Source organism: Methylobacterium sp. Gmos3, assembly GCF_056430985.1.
The window spans coordinates 357,100-370,807 of sequence record NZ_JBWJYL010000003.1 but is presented as its reverse complement, the minus strand read 5'-3'; the positions used below and the strand labels follow the sequence as shown (position 1 = coordinate 370,807).

The 13,708-nt window shown below is 70.5% G+C and carries 14 protein-coding genes; 2 read left to right on the top strand and 12 right to left on the bottom strand.

From position 1 onward, the window contains the following. Position 1 precedes the first annotated feature (1 nt). From pufM to ACS5Q7_RS08030, 11 genes are all read right to left on the bottom strand, one after another. Positions 2–982, bottom strand: a complete 981-nt coding sequence (gene pufM, locus ACS5Q7_RS08080) for a photosynthetic reaction center subunit M (RefSeq protein ID WP_478338812.1) — start codon at positions 980–982, stop codon at positions 2–4. Positions 983–1,067: 85 nt separating this feature from the next. Further along, the gene (gene pufL / locus ACS5Q7_RS08075; protein WP_478338811.1) at positions 1,068–1,892 is read right to left on the bottom strand and encodes a photosynthetic reaction center subunit L; all 825 of its coding nucleotides are present in this window, start codon (positions 1,890–1,892) and stop codon (positions 1,068–1,070) included. 66 nt (positions 1,893–1,958) lie between these two features. Continuing rightward, positions 1,959–2,147: a light-harvesting antenna LH1, alpha subunit gene (pufA, locus tag ACS5Q7_RS08070; protein WP_243958276.1), complete on the bottom strand. Its 189-nt coding sequence runs from the start codon at positions 2,145–2,147 to the stop codon at positions 1,959–1,961. Between the two features lie 10 nt (positions 2,148–2,157). Then, positions 2,158–2,394, bottom strand: a complete 237-nt coding sequence (gene pufB / locus ACS5Q7_RS08065) for a light-harvesting antenna LH1, beta subunit (RefSeq protein WP_238204760.1) — start codon at positions 2,392–2,394, stop codon at positions 2,158–2,160. 129 nt (positions 2,395–2,523) lie between these two features. Further along, positions 2,524–2,745, bottom strand: coding sequence for a hypothetical protein (locus ACS5Q7_RS08060; RefSeq protein WP_478338810.1), 222 nt, complete (start codon positions 2,743–2,745; stop codon positions 2,524–2,526). Positions 2,746–2,773: 28 nt separating this feature from the next. After that, positions 2,774–4,240: a chlorophyllide a reductase subunit Z gene (gene bchZ, locus ACS5Q7_RS08055; protein WP_478338809.1), complete on the bottom strand. Its 1,467-nt coding sequence runs from the start codon at positions 4,238–4,240 to the stop codon at positions 2,774–2,776. Next, positions 4,240–5,769 carry a chlorophyllide a reductase subunit Y gene (gene bchY / locus ACS5Q7_RS08050; RefSeq protein WP_478338808.1) on the bottom strand — a complete coding sequence of 510 codons (1,530 nt, stop codon included), beginning with the start codon at positions 5,767–5,769 and terminating at the stop codon, positions 4,240–4,242. The genes bchZ and bchY overlap by 1 nt, the downstream gene beginning before the upstream one ends. A gap of 5 nt (positions 5,770–5,774) precedes the next feature. After that, positions 5,775–6,779, bottom strand: a complete 1,005-nt coding sequence (locus ACS5Q7_RS08045; RefSeq protein ID WP_478338807.1) for a chlorophyllide a reductase iron protein subunit X — start codon at positions 6,777–6,779, stop codon at positions 5,775–5,777. Continuing rightward, positions 6,776–7,714: a chlorophyll synthesis pathway protein BchC gene (bchC, locus tag ACS5Q7_RS08040; protein WP_478338806.1), complete on the bottom strand. Its 939-nt coding sequence runs from the start codon at positions 7,712–7,714 to the stop codon at positions 6,776–6,778. The genes ACS5Q7_RS08045 and bchC overlap by 4 nt, the downstream gene beginning before the upstream one ends. Before the next feature lie 99 nt (positions 7,715–7,813). After that, a complete protein-coding gene (locus ACS5Q7_RS08035; RefSeq protein WP_478338805.1) occupies positions 7,814–8,932 on the bottom strand; it encodes a methyltransferase in 1,119 nt (372 codons plus the stop codon). A 29-nt stretch (positions 8,933–8,961) separates the two neighbouring features. After that, entirely contained in the window at positions 8,962–9,831 is an 870-nt protein-coding gene (locus tag ACS5Q7_RS08030) for a polyprenyl synthetase family protein (RefSeq protein WP_478338966.1), read from the bottom strand. 100 nt (positions 9,832–9,931) lie between these two features. On the opposite strand from ACS5Q7_RS08030, the gene crtD reads away from it, so the two are divergent. Then, on the top strand, positions 9,932–11,467 hold the full coding sequence (gene crtD / locus ACS5Q7_RS08025) for a 1-hydroxycarotenoid 3,4-desaturase CrtD (protein WP_478338804.1): 1,536 nt from the start codon (positions 9,932–9,934) through the stop codon (positions 11,465–11,467). Further along, a complete protein-coding gene (locus tag ACS5Q7_RS08020) occupies positions 11,464–12,324 on the top strand; it encodes a carotenoid 1,2-hydratase (RefSeq protein ID WP_478338803.1) in 861 nt (286 codons plus the stop codon). Before crtD ends, ACS5Q7_RS08020 begins: the two co-directional genes overlap by 4 nt. Here the strand turns inward: ACS5Q7_RS08020 and ACS5Q7_RS08015 are convergent. Beyond that, entirely contained in the window at positions 12,296–13,579 is a 1,284-nt protein-coding gene (locus ACS5Q7_RS08015) for a glycosyltransferase family 87 protein (RefSeq protein WP_478338802.1), read from the bottom strand. The genes ACS5Q7_RS08020 and ACS5Q7_RS08015 overlap by 29 nt on opposite strands. Positions 13,580–13,708 lie beyond the last annotated feature (129 nt).

Sequence of the window (13,708 nt, the reverse complement as noted above, 5' to 3'; positions counted from 1 at the left end):
CTCACGGCTTCACGACGGGGCTGAGATGGGCCGGATCGACGATCGGCCCGTAGACTTGCGGGTAGGACGGCGCGACGCCGTGCTTGACCGCCCAGAGGTACCAGTTGTCCACCACCGTGCCGGTGAGGAGGATGCCGATGCCGCCCGTGAGGGTGGTGAGCACCGCGAACCACCACGCCCAGCGGTGGATCGATTCCATCGTGGCGTTGAAGCCCATGGTCCAGCGCCAGAACAGGGCGGCGCGCTCGGTCGCCGTGCCGCGATCCACGATCTGGTCGATCTCGCGATCCGCCCCGTAGCGCGAGCAGGCCAGGATCGTCCCGCCATGCATCGCGAAGAGCAGCACCGACCCGTAGAGGAAGGTGATCGAGAGCATGTGGAACGGGTTGTAGAACAGGTTGCCGTAGCGGAGCGAGAACGCCGCCGTCCAATCGAGGTGCGGGAAGATGCCGAAGGGCACCGCCTCGGACCACGAGCCCATCATGATCGGCCGGATGAAGCCGAGCACGAGATAGAGCCAGATGGCGCTGGCGAAAGCCCACGGCACGTGCGTGCCGAGACCCAGCGCCTTGGCGCGGCGATACAGGTGGACCCACCAAAGCAGGATCGAGGTGGTCAGGAAGAAGCCGGCGATCAGCCACCAGCCGCCTTCCGCCAGCGGCGGCAGGATGCGCAGGCCGTATTTCGGCAGCGGCGGCTCCAGGGCGAGCCAGGGCAGCTGGCGCACGAACTGCACCGGATCCCAGTTCACCGAGGCCCACATGTTGAGGCCAATGATCTCGAAGGCGATCAGCCCGCAGACCATCGAGAGGGCCGCGATGTAGCCGATATAGATCGGCCCGACCTGGCTGTTGCCGATGAGGCCGAACAGGTAACTGTTGAACGGCTTGCCGACGCGGTCGTTGACCGCGACGGGGATGCCCATTTCCGGCTCAAGGGGCCGGACCTGAACCTGCGTGAAGAAATTCTGGTAATAGGCCATCGTCCGATCCCCAGGAGGCCGGTCGGTCGACCCGACCCGGCTCGCAGCGTCCGCGACACGCCCCGCGCGGACTGCGGGATATTAATCAGCGCCACACGGGCAGGTTGAGCCACCAGCCCCACCATTCGGGCCAGCCCTGGGTCCAGAACGGACCGCTGATCACGATGCAGACCGCGCTCCAGAACCCGGCGGACAGCGCCAGGTACCAGCCGAGCCGGTGCACGCCGAGGGTGCCGATCGAGTAGCCGATCGTATCGCGGAAGAAGGTGTCCTCGTGCTCGGGGGTCTTCACCACCTCGCCCTTCGGCGGATTGGTGGAGGACAGGATCAGGCCGCCGTGCATGGCGAGCGCCAGCGTCGTGGTAAAGAAGAACGTCACCGCGAGCATGTGCGCCGGGTTATAGTGGAAGTGGAGATACTGGTATCCCGTGTTCGACACCCAATCGAGGTGCGAGAGGATGCCGTAGGGGAAGCCGTAGCCCCAGGCGCCCATCAGGAACGGGCGGATCACCACCAGGGTGAAATAGGCGAAGATCGCCATGCCGAAGGCGATCGGCACATGGTAGCCGATGCCGAGCTTGCGGCAGATCTCGACCTCGCGCAGCGCCCAGGACACGAACGAGCCCAGCGCGCACATGGTGATGATCTGCCAAAGCCCGCCCTCCTTCAGGGGCGCGAGCTTCAGGCCGTAGCTGATGTCCGGCGGGGCGATGTTGATCTGCCAGATGTTCCAGGTCGGGCCGAGGGCCGCGCCGTAGATCACCAGGGCCGTGCCCAGCACGGTGAAGAAGATCCCCGTCACGCCGAAGAACCCGACGAAATAGGGGCCGATCCAGAAATCGAAGAGGTCGCCGCCGAGCAAGGTGCCGCCGCGGACCCGGTATTTGCGCTCGTAGCTCAGCATCGCCATGGCGAAGACCTCCCGTTCGTCATTCGGAGGGGCGGGCGGCGAGGTCCGCCCCTCCGCGCATTGTTGTCAGGCCGGCATTTCCGGCAGCGCGAGCGTGATGGCGTTCGCGGCCTTGTTCGCCTTCGGACCTTCCAGCCAGTTGAACCGGTCGGTCGAGAGCAGGATGAAGTGGATCAGCAGCGCCAGGATGAAGAGGAAGGTGAACAAAGCCACCAGCGTGCGCCGCGGATCGAAAAGCAACCAAACCTTGTGCATCCGATCCTCCTCAGCCGATCATGGAAACGAGGGCGCGGGCCGTGTCGGTCACGCCTTCGAGCGAGGCGTAGCCCTGCGGTCCAGGAAGCCACGGGCGCCACAGCCAGACGAGGATGTGGGCGACCACGGCGATCGCCGTGAAGATGAGGAAGCTCGTCAGGAAGATCGCGTGGAACTCCTTGGCCTCCGGTTCCGTCAGCCCGGACAGGCTGCTCGGTCTTTCAGTCGTGATGGGTCCACCAGCCATGGTTTAAGACCTCCGTGTGTTGGCCGCGTCCCTTGCGAGGCGCGACGGGTGCTGCCGCGTGTGGCGCGGCCTCACTTCCCCCGCGTGACCGGACGGAAGCGTCTCGTGTTTGGGCTGAAGCGCGAACGCTCAGCCCATGAAGGCGAAGGGAATGGCCTGGACGGCCATCGCCCGGGCCTCGCCGAAGACCGAACGGTGCGGCGTCGGCAGGCCCGCATGGACGGGCTTGCGGGCGGGCGACATCCGGCCGAGGGCGGCGGCGGCGAGGAAGAAGGGGTAGGTCGCGGCCAGGATCAGCCGGAACTGGAGTTCCTCCTGATGCAGGCGCGCGGTCGGGGCCATCGTACGCATCCTCAGGTCTCCTCTCGTGGAAGGCGGCTCATGCGGGGATTCCCGCGCTGAGTGTGGAGCGCGCGCCGGTCACGTGACCGGCGGCAACGGTGTCGGCGCCGGCCGTGCGGGCGGCGCGCTCGGCCGCGTCGCGCAGGCGCTTGGCGGCGGAGATTCGGGCGAGGACGGGCTGCGCCTCCACGGCGCGGTCGAGGGCGGACAGCGCCTCGGCATCCCAGGGCAGCTCGCGGTGGGTGCGGGCCGGGGTCGGCTCGACCTTGTCCATGTCGCGGGCGAGCGGCAGGATGTGGAAGAGCGTGTCGAACAGGGCGTTGCAGACTTCCTGCACGAGGTAGGTCGCGCCCGCGTAGCCCATGAACGGCGTGCCGGTGTGCCGCCGGATGATCGCGCCGGGGAACGAGGCGGGCACGTAGGTCGCCCGGCCGCCGGCCTCCGCGAGGTACATCCGCTCGTTGAACGAGCCGAACAGCACCAGCGGCGGGTTCTTGGCGATGGCGTCCCGCACCTTGGCGTTGTCGGGCTTGAGCCCGGCGGACCGGCCGAAGGCGAAGTGGCAGGGCAGGCCCATCTCCTCCTCGAGGAAATGGCGGACGCCCCGTGCATAGGTCTCAGTGGCGACGATGCCGAAGCTCGCCGTGCCGAAGAAGTCCTGCGTCACCGACCGCCACAGGTCCCAGACCGGCTTGATCGTGGTGTGGCGCTCGCGCTCGATGAACGGCTCGGGATCGACGCCCAGAATCTCGCCCAGCGCCCGCAGGAACTTGGTGGTCGAGAGCACGCCGATGGGCGCTTGCAGATACGGGCGCTCCAGCGCCTCGCAGAGCCCCCGGCCGAATTCCCGATAGAGGCAGATATTGGCGTCGGCGTTGACGAGCTTCGGCACGTCCGCGAGGTGCGAGCCCAGCGGGAAGGTCAAGTTCACCTCGGCGCCGATGCCTTCCACCAGCCGCCGGATCTCGGCGAGGTCGCTCGGCATGTTGAAGGTGCCGTAGGCCGGGCCGATCAGGTTGACGCGGGGCTTCTCGCCCTCCTTGCGGGCGGGCCGGGCCGGGATGCCCTTCTTGGCGAACTTGCGCGCCCCGTATTCCTGCCAGAGCCAGGTGATCGCCCGGTCGGCGGCCTGCCATTGGTCCTCGTCGATGGTGCGCGGCAGGAACCGCTGGAGGCCGGTGCCCTCCGGGGTGACGCCGCCGCCGATCATCTCCGCGATGGAGCCGGTGACGACGACGCTGGGCAGCCCCGGATCGAGGGTCGAATGGGCGCGCTTCATCGCGCCCTCGGTGCCGTGGCGGCCGAGTTCTTCCTCGGCCAGACCCGTCACCACGATGGGGAGTTCGTGCGGCGGCAGGGCGTCGGTGTAGTGCAGCACCGAGGTGACGGGCAGGTTCTCGCAGCCCACCGGGCCATCGATGACCACCTGCAGCCCCTTGATCGCCGTGAAGACGTAGACCGCGCCCCAGTATCCGCCGGCCCTGTCGTGATCGAGGATCAGCATTATGCCATCTCCCCAATCGGCTTCTTCGGGCCTTCGGCCTTCGGAGAGAGCTTCTTCTGCGGAATTTCCTGCCAGACGCCGGCCGCATGACCGGTGCCGACGCCCTCGAAGAAGTCGCGCATCGCATCGAAGCGCGGCTTGTTGGCGAGTGCCGCGTTCACCACCGTCGCCAGCGAGCCGGCGCCGGCCGCGCCCATCAGCGGGCGGGCCGAAATGAGGTTCGTGAAGTAGAGGGCCGGCGTCGCGGCCTCCTTGGCCTTCTGCACCACGGGCGTCGTGCCGATGGCGAGGTCCGGCCGGAAGTGGTGGAAGGCGTAGAGGTCGTCTTCGAGGGAGGCCCGGTAGCGGACCTCGCAGCCATGGGCTTCGAGCCAGTCGCGATCCGCCTCGGACCACGGCGTGCGCGGGCAGGCCGTGCCGACATAGGGCACCTCGGCGCCGCTCTCGATGAGCAGGCGGGCGACCAGAAGCTCCGAGCCCTCGTAACCGGAGAGCGTGATCCGGCCCTTGATCGGCGAGGCCGAGAGCGCGCCGCGAATGCCGGCGAGGATGCCGGCCTTGGCCGCATCGATGGTCTCGGCGGAAACGTTGCAGGCGGCGCCGATCCGCTCCAGCCATGCGGCCGTGCCCTCGACGCCCACGGGGGCCGACCCGACGATGGGCCGCCCGGCCGCCTCGAACTCGCGGATGCTCGCCGTGTAGAACGGGTGGATCGCGGCCACGACCGAACAGTCGAGGGCGCCGTACAATTCGCGCCATTCGCGCGTCGGCACCACCGGCCCGGCGGCGAGGCCGAGGGGCGCCAGCAGGCCGCCGATCACCATCGGGTCGGCGGGGAACATCTCGCCGAGCAGCGCCACGGTCGGGCGCTCGGAGCGGCCGCCCTTCGGCGCCTGGACCGGACCCTGCTCGGCCTCGGCGCGGGCGACCTTCAGCATGGCACCGGCGAGCACGTCCTTGGCCTCGGCATGGGTCGGCACGCCGAAGCCCGGCACGTCGATGCCGATGACGCGGACCCCGTCGATCTCCTTCGGCAGCAGCCGCAGCGGCACGCCCGACGCCGTGGGAACGCAGAGGTTGATGACGACGACGGCGTCGTAATCCTCAGGCTTCGCGGTGGCGTGGACCGCCTCGCGAATGTCCTCGAACAGCTTGCCGGTGACGAGCGTCTCGGAGTTGAACGGCACGTAGCCGACGCTGCGGCGGGCACCGTAGAAATGCGAGGTAAAGGTCAGGCCGTAGACGCAGCAGGCCGAACCCGACAGGATCGTCGCGGTGCGACGCATCCGCAGGCCGACGCGGAGCGACCCGAAGGCCGGGCACATGCTCTGCGGCTGGTCGTGCGGACCCTGCGGGTAATCCTCGCGCAGCTGCGCCAGGGTCTCGGACATCCCCGCCGCCTCGGCGGCCTCCCGCATCGCGTCCTTGCCGGCGTGGCAGCCGAGCCCGTCGCCCTTGGTGGCGGCGAGGTCGATGGCGGGGGCCGCCTTGCGGGCCCGCAGTTCGGCGATGTCGAGGGAGACGGCCATGCGCGTCAGACCTCGTCGTACACGACTTCGAGGGACGGCTTGGTCACCTCGGCGACCCCGCACATGTCCTCTTGCGTCGCGGGGACGAGCACCACGTCGCGGCCGGTGGTCTCGCTGGAAAACAGGCCGAGCAAGCCGTCCTGGGTCAGGGGCGTCGGGCGGTGCGGCGCCGCGCCGGCCACGTTGGCGGCGAGTTCGGAGAACAGGTCGCCCCAGCGGCCGTCCGGCTTGCCGATGATCTCGTAATTCGCGCTCTTCTTGCGGATGTCGTCGTCGGCCGGGATCGAGGCGAGCACCGGGATGCCGGCGGCCTCCGCGAAGGCCTGCGCCTCGCCGGTGCCGTCATCCTTGTTGATGACGAGCCCGCCGACGCCGACGTTGCCGCCCATCTTGCGGAAGTATTCGACCGCTGAGCAGACGTTGTTGGCGACGTAGAGCGATTGCAGGTCGTTCGAGCCGACGACGATGACCTTCTGGCACATGTCGCGGGCGATCGGCAGGCCGAAGCCGCCGCAGACCACATCGCCGAGGAAGTCGAGCAGGACGAAATCGAAGCCCCACTCGTGGAAGCCGAGCTTCTCCAGAAGCTCGAAGCCGTGGATGATCCCGCGCCCGCCGCAGCCGCGCCCGACCTCCGGCCCGCCGAGCTCCATCGCGTAGACGCCATCCCGCTTGAAGCAGACATCGCCGATGGCGACCTGCTCGCCCGCGAGCTTCTTCTTCGTGGAGGTCTCGATGATGGTCGGGCAGGCCTTGCCGCCGAACAGAAGGGAGGTGGTGTCGCTCTTCGGATCGCAGCCGATGAGCAGCACCTTCTTGCCCTGCTGGGCCATCATGTAGCTGAGGTTCGCCAGCGTGAACGACTTGCCGATGCCGCCCTTGCCGTAGATCGCGATGATCTGCGTCTCTTTCTTCGCCGGGGCGGTGGAGACGGGATCGGGCTCGATGGCGGCTTCGTCGCGCAGCTGCGTCGCCTGGGCCAGGGCCGCCTTGTTCAGTTGAACGTTCATGCGGCGTCCCTCCAATCCAGGACCATCTTGAGGCAGGCCGGATCGGCGAAGGCCGTCCGGTAAGCCTCCTCGGCCCGCGCGGCGGGCACGCGGTGGGTGATCAGGCCGTCGAGGGACAGCCGCCCCGCCTCGATGAGGCGGGTGACGGCGGCGAGGTCGCCCGGCCGGAACTCGGCGGAGATGCGCAGGCGCGCCTCCCGCATGAAGGCGGGCGGGAAGGCGAAGGAGAGCGGCGCCTCGTAGAAACCCGCGAGCACGATCTCGCCGCCGGGAGCGAGGCGCCCGATCAGCCCGTCGAGGCCGGCGGAATCGCCGCTCACGTCGAGGATGCGGGTGTAGTCGCGTCGCGCATCGTCCTCGGGGGCCAGGATGGCATAGCCCTCGGCGCCGTCCCGGCGGGCGGGGTTCGTCTCCCACGCGGTCGGCTCGGCCCCCATCGCCACGGCGACGCGGGCCAGCAACCGGCCGAGCACGCCGTGCCCGACGATCAGGGGACGCTCGCCCTCCGCGATACCGCCGGCCGCGCGGTGGGCGGTGGCGGCCAAAGCCAGCAGGCAGGCGCGCTCGCCCAGCGCCCCATCGACGGGAAGCAGCTTGTCGGCGGGGGCGACGAGGCGGGAGGCGGCGCCGCCGAACAGGCCGCGCACGGGACCGAAGCAGCGCGCACCGGGGACGAACACCCATTGCCCCACGCGGACGGGGGCGTCGGCGGCGGCCTCAGCGACTTGGCCAACGGTCTCGTAGCCCGGCACCAGCGGATAGCCCATGCCGGGGAAGGCCGGCATCCGGCCGGACCACAGCAGGCGCTCGGTGCCGGTGCTGATGCCGCTCCAGGCGACATCCACCACCGCGTCGCCCGCACCCGCGCCCGTCAGGGTCAGCCGCCGCAGCGCCAGCCTTTCCGGTTGTTCGAGGATAACGGCGAGAGCGTCCATGACTGGAATTTCCGCCCGACTCAAAGGTGACACCGCAGGGGCGGGTCGCCGGAGTGTCATTCTAGATAGACACTTTCTCGCGTCAACCTGTCTTAACAGTCAGCTGCCAGTTTTGTGTGCGACCAGCACGCGAGCGAGCAGCGGACGACGGGTTTTGCGCTCTTTCACCGCCGCGAATCCGGCTTCCTGGGCCAGACGTGACAGTTCGTCTGCCGTACGAGGACGCCCGGAGCCCATGGCCAGCAGGTAGAAGCCGAAATAGGCGTCCCCCACCGGCTCCGCGCCGGGCGTCCCCGCCATCGGTTCGGCGATGACGAGCCGGCCTCCGGGAGAGAGCGCCGCGTGGACGGCGCGCAGGAGCGCCCGCACCGGCGCATCGTCATGGTCGTGGAGGACGCGCACGAGGGAGATCGCGTCGGCGCCCGCCGGCAGGCCGGTATGGAAGTCGCCGCCGACGCACGCGATCCGATCGCCGAGCCCGGCCCGGCCGAGGCGCGCGCCGGCCCGTTCCGCCACGGCGGGCAGGTCGAACAGGGTGAGTCGTCGCCCCGGCAGATGCGGCGCGGCGGCTTCGAGGAAGGCCCCCTCCCCGCCGCCGACATCCATCCAGTGGCGGATGCCCCGCAGGTCGCAGGCCTCGATGATGTCCTGCGCGATCATCGCCTGGGACGTGCCCATCAGCGCGCCGTAGGGCGCGGCCTCGCCCGGCGCGACGGCGCCGCCCTCGGCATAGGGCCAGTAGGAGGAAAGCCGCGTGCGCTCGGTGCGGCCCTGCAGCAGGGCGACCGGATCGGCGAGGTCGGCGTAGAGCAGGGCGTGGTGCTCGACCATCGCGGCGATGCCGGGATTGCCGGTGACGGCAGCGCCGAGATCGGCCAGGGCGAAGCGCCCGTCCGGCAGGGCGCGAATCAGGTCGAGGGAGCGGGCGGCGAGGAGCAGCGTCCGCGCCTTCTCCGGCGACAGGCCGAGGCGCACGGCAAGGGCGTCGCCCGTCATCGGCCCCTCGGCCAGGATGTCGAACAGGTCGAGCCGGATGCAGGCCGTGAGCACCTGCGCGTAGACGAAGCCGGCACAGAGATCGAAGAGCGTTCGCGTGTTTCCTTGCGCGATGCGCCGCGTCAGCGGAAAACCCGCCGCCCAGCGCTGGAAGCGCGGGCTCGCCACGAGGCGGTTGCGCAGCGCCAGCCAGCGCTCGGAGAGCGGGCGCGGGCGCGCCACCGGAGGGTCCGACAGGGCCGCGCCCCGGCTCAGGCCGACACCGCCCGCAGGCTCGCCGGCAGGAACAGCCGGGCCTGCGCCTCGATCTCCGCCGTCAGCCCCTTCGCGCCGGGGCAATCCGGCACCGCCGCGATGGCCTCGCGGGTGAGGCGCTTCAGCCTGTCGAGGGCGCCGCCCGTGCCGAGCAGCGTCGCCGCATTGGGCCGCCCGAGGGTCGCGTCGCGCCCGGCGGGCTTGCCGATCTCCTCCTGGCGGCAGGCGACGTCGCGCAGATCGTCGGCCACCTGATAGGCCTCGCCCAGGGCTTCGCCGAGGCGCCGCCACGGTTCCGGCTCGGCCCCCGCCGCCGCCGCGCCGGCCACCGTCGCCGCCGCGAAGAGCGCGCCGGTCTTGGCCTGCTGGTAGGCGCTCAGGTCCACATGCTCCTCGGATTCCCAGGCCTGACCGGCTGCGATGCCGCAGGGCGAGCCCGCCGCCCGGCCAAGGAGGCTCACGAGCCGCGCGAGCCGGCGCGGATGCCGCCACGCGCCCCGCGCCAGGGTCTCGAAGGCCAGTACGATCAGCGCGTCCCCGGTCAGCACGGCGATCGGCGTGCCGAAGGCGATGTGGACCGTGTCCTTCTGGCGGCGCATCGGCGCGTCGTCGAAACAGGGCAGATCGTCGTGGACGAGGGAGGCGCAGTGCAGAAGCTCGATCGCCGCCGCCGCCGAATCGGCGCCGTTGGGATCGTCGTCGCCGCAGGCCCGCGCCACGGAGAGGCAGAGCCGGGGCCGGATGCGATGCCCGCCGGGGAAGACGGCGTAGCGCATGGCCTCCGCCAGACGGGGCGGCGCACCGGGCGCCTCGGAGTAGGCGACAGCCCTGTCGAGAGCCGTTTCGATCCGCGAGCCGGGCTCCATGCCGCCCTCCCTGTCATGGCGGGTTGCCATCGCCATGTGTCACTTATAATTGACACTCACGGACGAGAAGATCAATCCCGAACCGGGAGGCTCCGCAACCGTGTCGGCCACACGCGTCGTCGTGATCGGAGCTGGGATCGGCGGGCTCGCCGCCGCCCTCAGGCTCGCCCGTGCCGGCCTGTCGGTCACGGTCGTGGAGCGGGCCGAGGCACCCGGCGGGAAGATGCGCGCGGTGCCGGTGGACGGCACCCGCATCGAGGCGGGGCCGACCGTCTTCACCATGCGCTGGGTGTTCGATGAGCTTCTGGCCGAGTGCGGCGCCAGCCTCGCCGAGCGCGTCACCTTGCGGGACGCGAGCCTGCTCGCCCGCCACGCATGGAGCCGCGACGAACGTCTCGACCTCTTCGCCGACATCGATGCCTCGGCGGCGGCGATCCAGGCCTTCGCGGGAGCAGGCGAGGCGGAGGGCTACCGGCGCTTCTGCGCCCGCGCGGCGGAAGTCTACCGCACGCTGGAAGGCCCCTTCATCCGCTCCGGCCGGACGGGGCCGACGGGGCTCGCGAAAAGGGTCGGGATCTCGGGGATCGGCGACCTGTGGCGCATCCAGCCCTTCGCGACCCTATGGTCTGCGCTGAAGGAGTATTTCCGCGATCCGCGCCTGCTGCAGCTGTTCGGGCGCTACGCCACCTATTGCGGCGCCTCGCCCTTCACCGCCCCGGCGACGCTGATGCTGGTGGCGCATGTGGAGCAGGCGGGCGTCTGGACGGTTCAGGGGGGCTTGAGCGCGCTCGCCGCTTCCATCGCCGGCCTCGCCGTCGAGAACGGCGCGGAGTTCCGCTACGGCGCCCATGTCGAGGAGATCGACATCGCCGCCGGCAAGGTGACGGGCGTGCGGCTGAAGGGGGGCGGGCGCATCCCGGCGGATGTCGTGGTCTGCAACGGCGACGTGGCGGCCTTGGGCGCGGGGCTGCTGGGCCGCGCGGCGGCGCCGGCCGGCGACCGGATCGCTCGTGCCGAGCGCTCGCTGTCCGCAGTGACATTCTGTGCGCGCGCCGAGACGGCCGGCTTTCCGCTGGCCCACCACACGGTGTTCTTCTCCCGCGACTACCGCGCCGAGTTCGACACGATCCTGCGCGACCGCCGCCTGCCCACCGACCCCACGGTCTACATCTGCGCCCAGGACCGCAGCGCCGAGGGCGCCTTCGCGGGCGGGCCGGAGCGGCTGCTGATGCTCGTCAACGCCCCGGCCGATGGCACGGAGCGCCCCCTGCCTGCCACGGAGATCGCCCGATGCGAGACCAACCTGAAGGCGCGGCTGCACGCCTGCGGCTTGTCCCTGACGCGGGAATCGGCGGCCACGGTGACGACGCCGGAGGCGTTCGCGGGCCTGTTCCCGGGGAGCCAGGGCGCCCTGTACGGACGGGCGTCGCAGGGGTGGGCGGCGACGTTCAAGCGCCCGGGGGCGCGGACCAAGGTGGCGGGGCTCTACCTCGCGGGGGGCTCGGTCCATCCGGGGCCGGGCGTGCCGATGGCGGCGCAATCGGGGAGGCTCGCGGCGGCAGCGATCCTCGCCGACCTCGGTTCGACGGGCCGGTCGGGCGCAACGGCTATGTCTGGTGGTACGTCGATGCGGTGAGCGACGACGGCACCCAGGGCCTCACCATCATCGCCTTCATCGGCAGCGTGTTCTCGCCCTATTACGGCTGGAGCCGGGACAAGAACCCCTTCGACCATTGCGCGATGAACGTCGTGCTCTACGGCCGCCCGAGCCGCTTCGCCATGACCGAGCGGAAGGAGGCCGCCCTCTCCCGTGGGGCGGACCACATCGCCATCGGCCCGAGCGCCATGGAATGGGACGGCACCGAACTCACCGTGCGCATCGACGAGCGCGGGGCGCCGCTGCCCCGGCGCATCCGGGGCACGGTACGCCTGCGGCCCTCCGGCATCACGGCGGGGCCGTTCCACCTCGATCCGGCCGGGCGGCACCGCTGGTGGCCGATGGCGCCGGCCTCGCGGGTGGAGGTCTCGCTCGCCGAGCCCGGCCTGTCCTGGCAGGGCAGCGGCTATTTCGACACCAACGACGGCGACGAGCCGCTGGCCGACGCCTTCACCCGCTGGACCTGGTGCCGGGCCGAACTGCCGGACGGGGCGGCGATCCTCTACGACGTGGCGCACCGCGACGGCGGCGGGCGCAACCTCTCGCTGGGCTTCGCCTTCGACGGCACGCGGCGGGACATACGCCCGCCGCTCCCCGCCAAGCTGCCGCCCACCGGGTTCTGGCGGATGCCGCGCGAGACCCGCAGCGACGACGGCCGCGCGCGGGTGATCACCACCTTCGAGGACACGCCGTTCTATTCGCGCTCGCTGCTGGCCTCGACGCTGGCGGGGGAGCCGGTGCGGGCGGTCCACGAGAGCCTGTCCCTCGACCGGTTCCGCAATCCGCTGGTGCAGCTGATGCTGCCCTTCAGGATCCCGCGACCGCTCGGCGGGTGAAGGCGAAGCCGCCCTGCGGTATGAGCGCCTTCAGCCCGATGCGCCACGCGACGCAGGCCAAGGTCGCCAGCGCGAGCGCGAGGCCGAAGGAGAAGCCGGTCTCGCCGGCCGCGATCCTGATCAGGGCCGTGAGGGGGCTGAGGGCGATCAGCATCCGCTCATGGGCGACGAGCCCACCCTCCTTCACGGCGGCGAGCCCGAGGAACAGGGTCGCGGGCAGCAGCGGCACGAGGTCGTAGACCGGCACGTAGGGCGAGAGCAGCGGCGTCACGCAGAGACACGCGGCGGCACGCAATTCCGGCGGGGTTTCCGAGCGCCAGACCCGCAGGACGAAGGCGAGGGCCGCCAGGGCGACCGCACCCTGGACTATCCAGGACAGGGCGACGGAGCCGCCGAGCAGGCGCACCGCGCCGAAAGCGCTGGCGTTGAGGTCGAGCCCCGCCGCCGCCTCCTGAAGGATGATGCGGTTGGTGCTGGAGAGCGAGTGGATGAAGCCGATCCACGGCTCGATGCCGAACAGGGCCACCGAGGCGAGACAGGAGGCGAGCACCGTCGCCGCGCAGGCGAGGAGCGGGGGCCAGCGTCCGGTGGCGATGAGCAGCAGCGGCGCCAGTAGTGCGAAATGCGGCTTGAAGGCGAGGAGGCCGAAGCACAGGCCGGCGAGGCGCGGGCGCCTGTCGAGGATGAAGAGGCCCAGCGTCATCAGCCCGGCGGTGAACAGCCCGTTCTGCCCGTAGGAGAGGTTGCAGAACACCAGGGGGTGGGCGAAGGCGATCAGGGCGATGTCTGTGCGCCCGGCCGCCCGCCGCAGGACGAGGAAGAAGAACGCGGCCGAAAGGGCGCACCACGCGAGGTAGGCCGCCCGTGGGTCCATCCACGCCAGCCCCGCCGCCGGCATCAGGAAGATCGGCGGGTAGTGCCATGCGAAACGGCAATCCGGCCCGAACGCCTCCCGCAGGTTCGCGAGGTGGCGTGCGAGGTCGTAGGATTCGGCGGCGCGTCCCTCCAGGGCGGCGCGACCGGCCACCCATACCTGTGTGAAATCGTTGCCGAGGATTTCGCCGTACCAATTGCGGCGGGGCTCCGGTCCCGAGCCGAACAGCACGATGATGATCGCGGCGGTGATCGGCAGGAGGAAGATCGCGGCCAGCCGCCCGAAGGCCAGGAACCGCGCGTCGTTGAAAATGAGATCCGCCATGTCCGCGCGCAGGCCGCCGAGGATGGCCCGACCGGAATGCGGAGCGCTGGCGTGCATGGTCAGTCCCGGGAACGGGCGATCGGAAAGGCGGGGCCGCGAGCGTAGGACGAGAACCGTTCCGGGGCCGTTAACGATGGGAATCCGGGCACCGTCACACTTGTGCAGCATGGTTGTGGCTGCGATGGT

Excerpts from the sequence above, each read along its gene's own strand:
- pufM (WP_478338812.1), bottom strand. The coding sequence starts at position 982 with ATGGCCTATTACCAGAATTTCTTCACGCAGGTTCAGGTCCGGCCCCTT.
- pufL (WP_478338811.1), bottom strand. The coding sequence starts at position 1,892 with ATGGCGATGCTGAGCTACGAGCGCAAATACCGGGTCCGCGGCGGCACC.
- pufA (WP_243958276.1), bottom strand. The coding sequence starts at position 2,147 with ATGCACAAGGTTTGGTTGCTTTTCGATCCGCGGCGCACGCTGGTGGCT.
- pufB (WP_238204760.1), bottom strand. The coding sequence starts at position 2,394 with ATGGCTGGTGGACCCATCACGACTGAAAGACCGAGCAGCCTGTCCGGG.
- ACS5Q7_RS08060 (WP_478338810.1), bottom strand. The coding sequence starts at position 2,745 with ATGCGTACGATGGCCCCGACCGCGCGCCTGCATCAGGAGGAACTCCAG.
- bchZ (WP_478338809.1), bottom strand. The coding sequence starts at position 4,240 with ATGCTGATCCTCGATCACGACAGGGCCGGCGGATACTGGGGCGCGGTC.
- bchY (WP_478338808.1), bottom strand. The coding sequence starts at position 5,769 with ATGGCCGTCTCCCTCGACATCGCCGAACTGCGGGCCCGCAAGGCGGCC.
- ACS5Q7_RS08045 (WP_478338807.1), bottom strand. The coding sequence starts at position 6,779 with ATGAACGTTCAACTGAACAAGGCGGCCCTGGCCCAGGCGACGCAGCTG.
- bchC (WP_478338806.1), bottom strand. The coding sequence starts at position 7,714 with ATGGACGCTCTCGCCGTTATCCTCGAACAACCGGAAAGGCTGGCGCTG.
- ACS5Q7_RS08030 (WP_478338966.1), bottom strand. The coding sequence starts at position 9,831 with ATGGAGCCCGGCTCGCGGATCGAAACGGCTCTCGACAGGGCTGTCGCC.
- ACS5Q7_RS08015 (WP_478338802.1), bottom strand. The coding sequence starts at position 13,579 with ATGCACGCCAGCGCTCCGCATTCCGGTCGGGCCATCCTCGGCGGCCTG.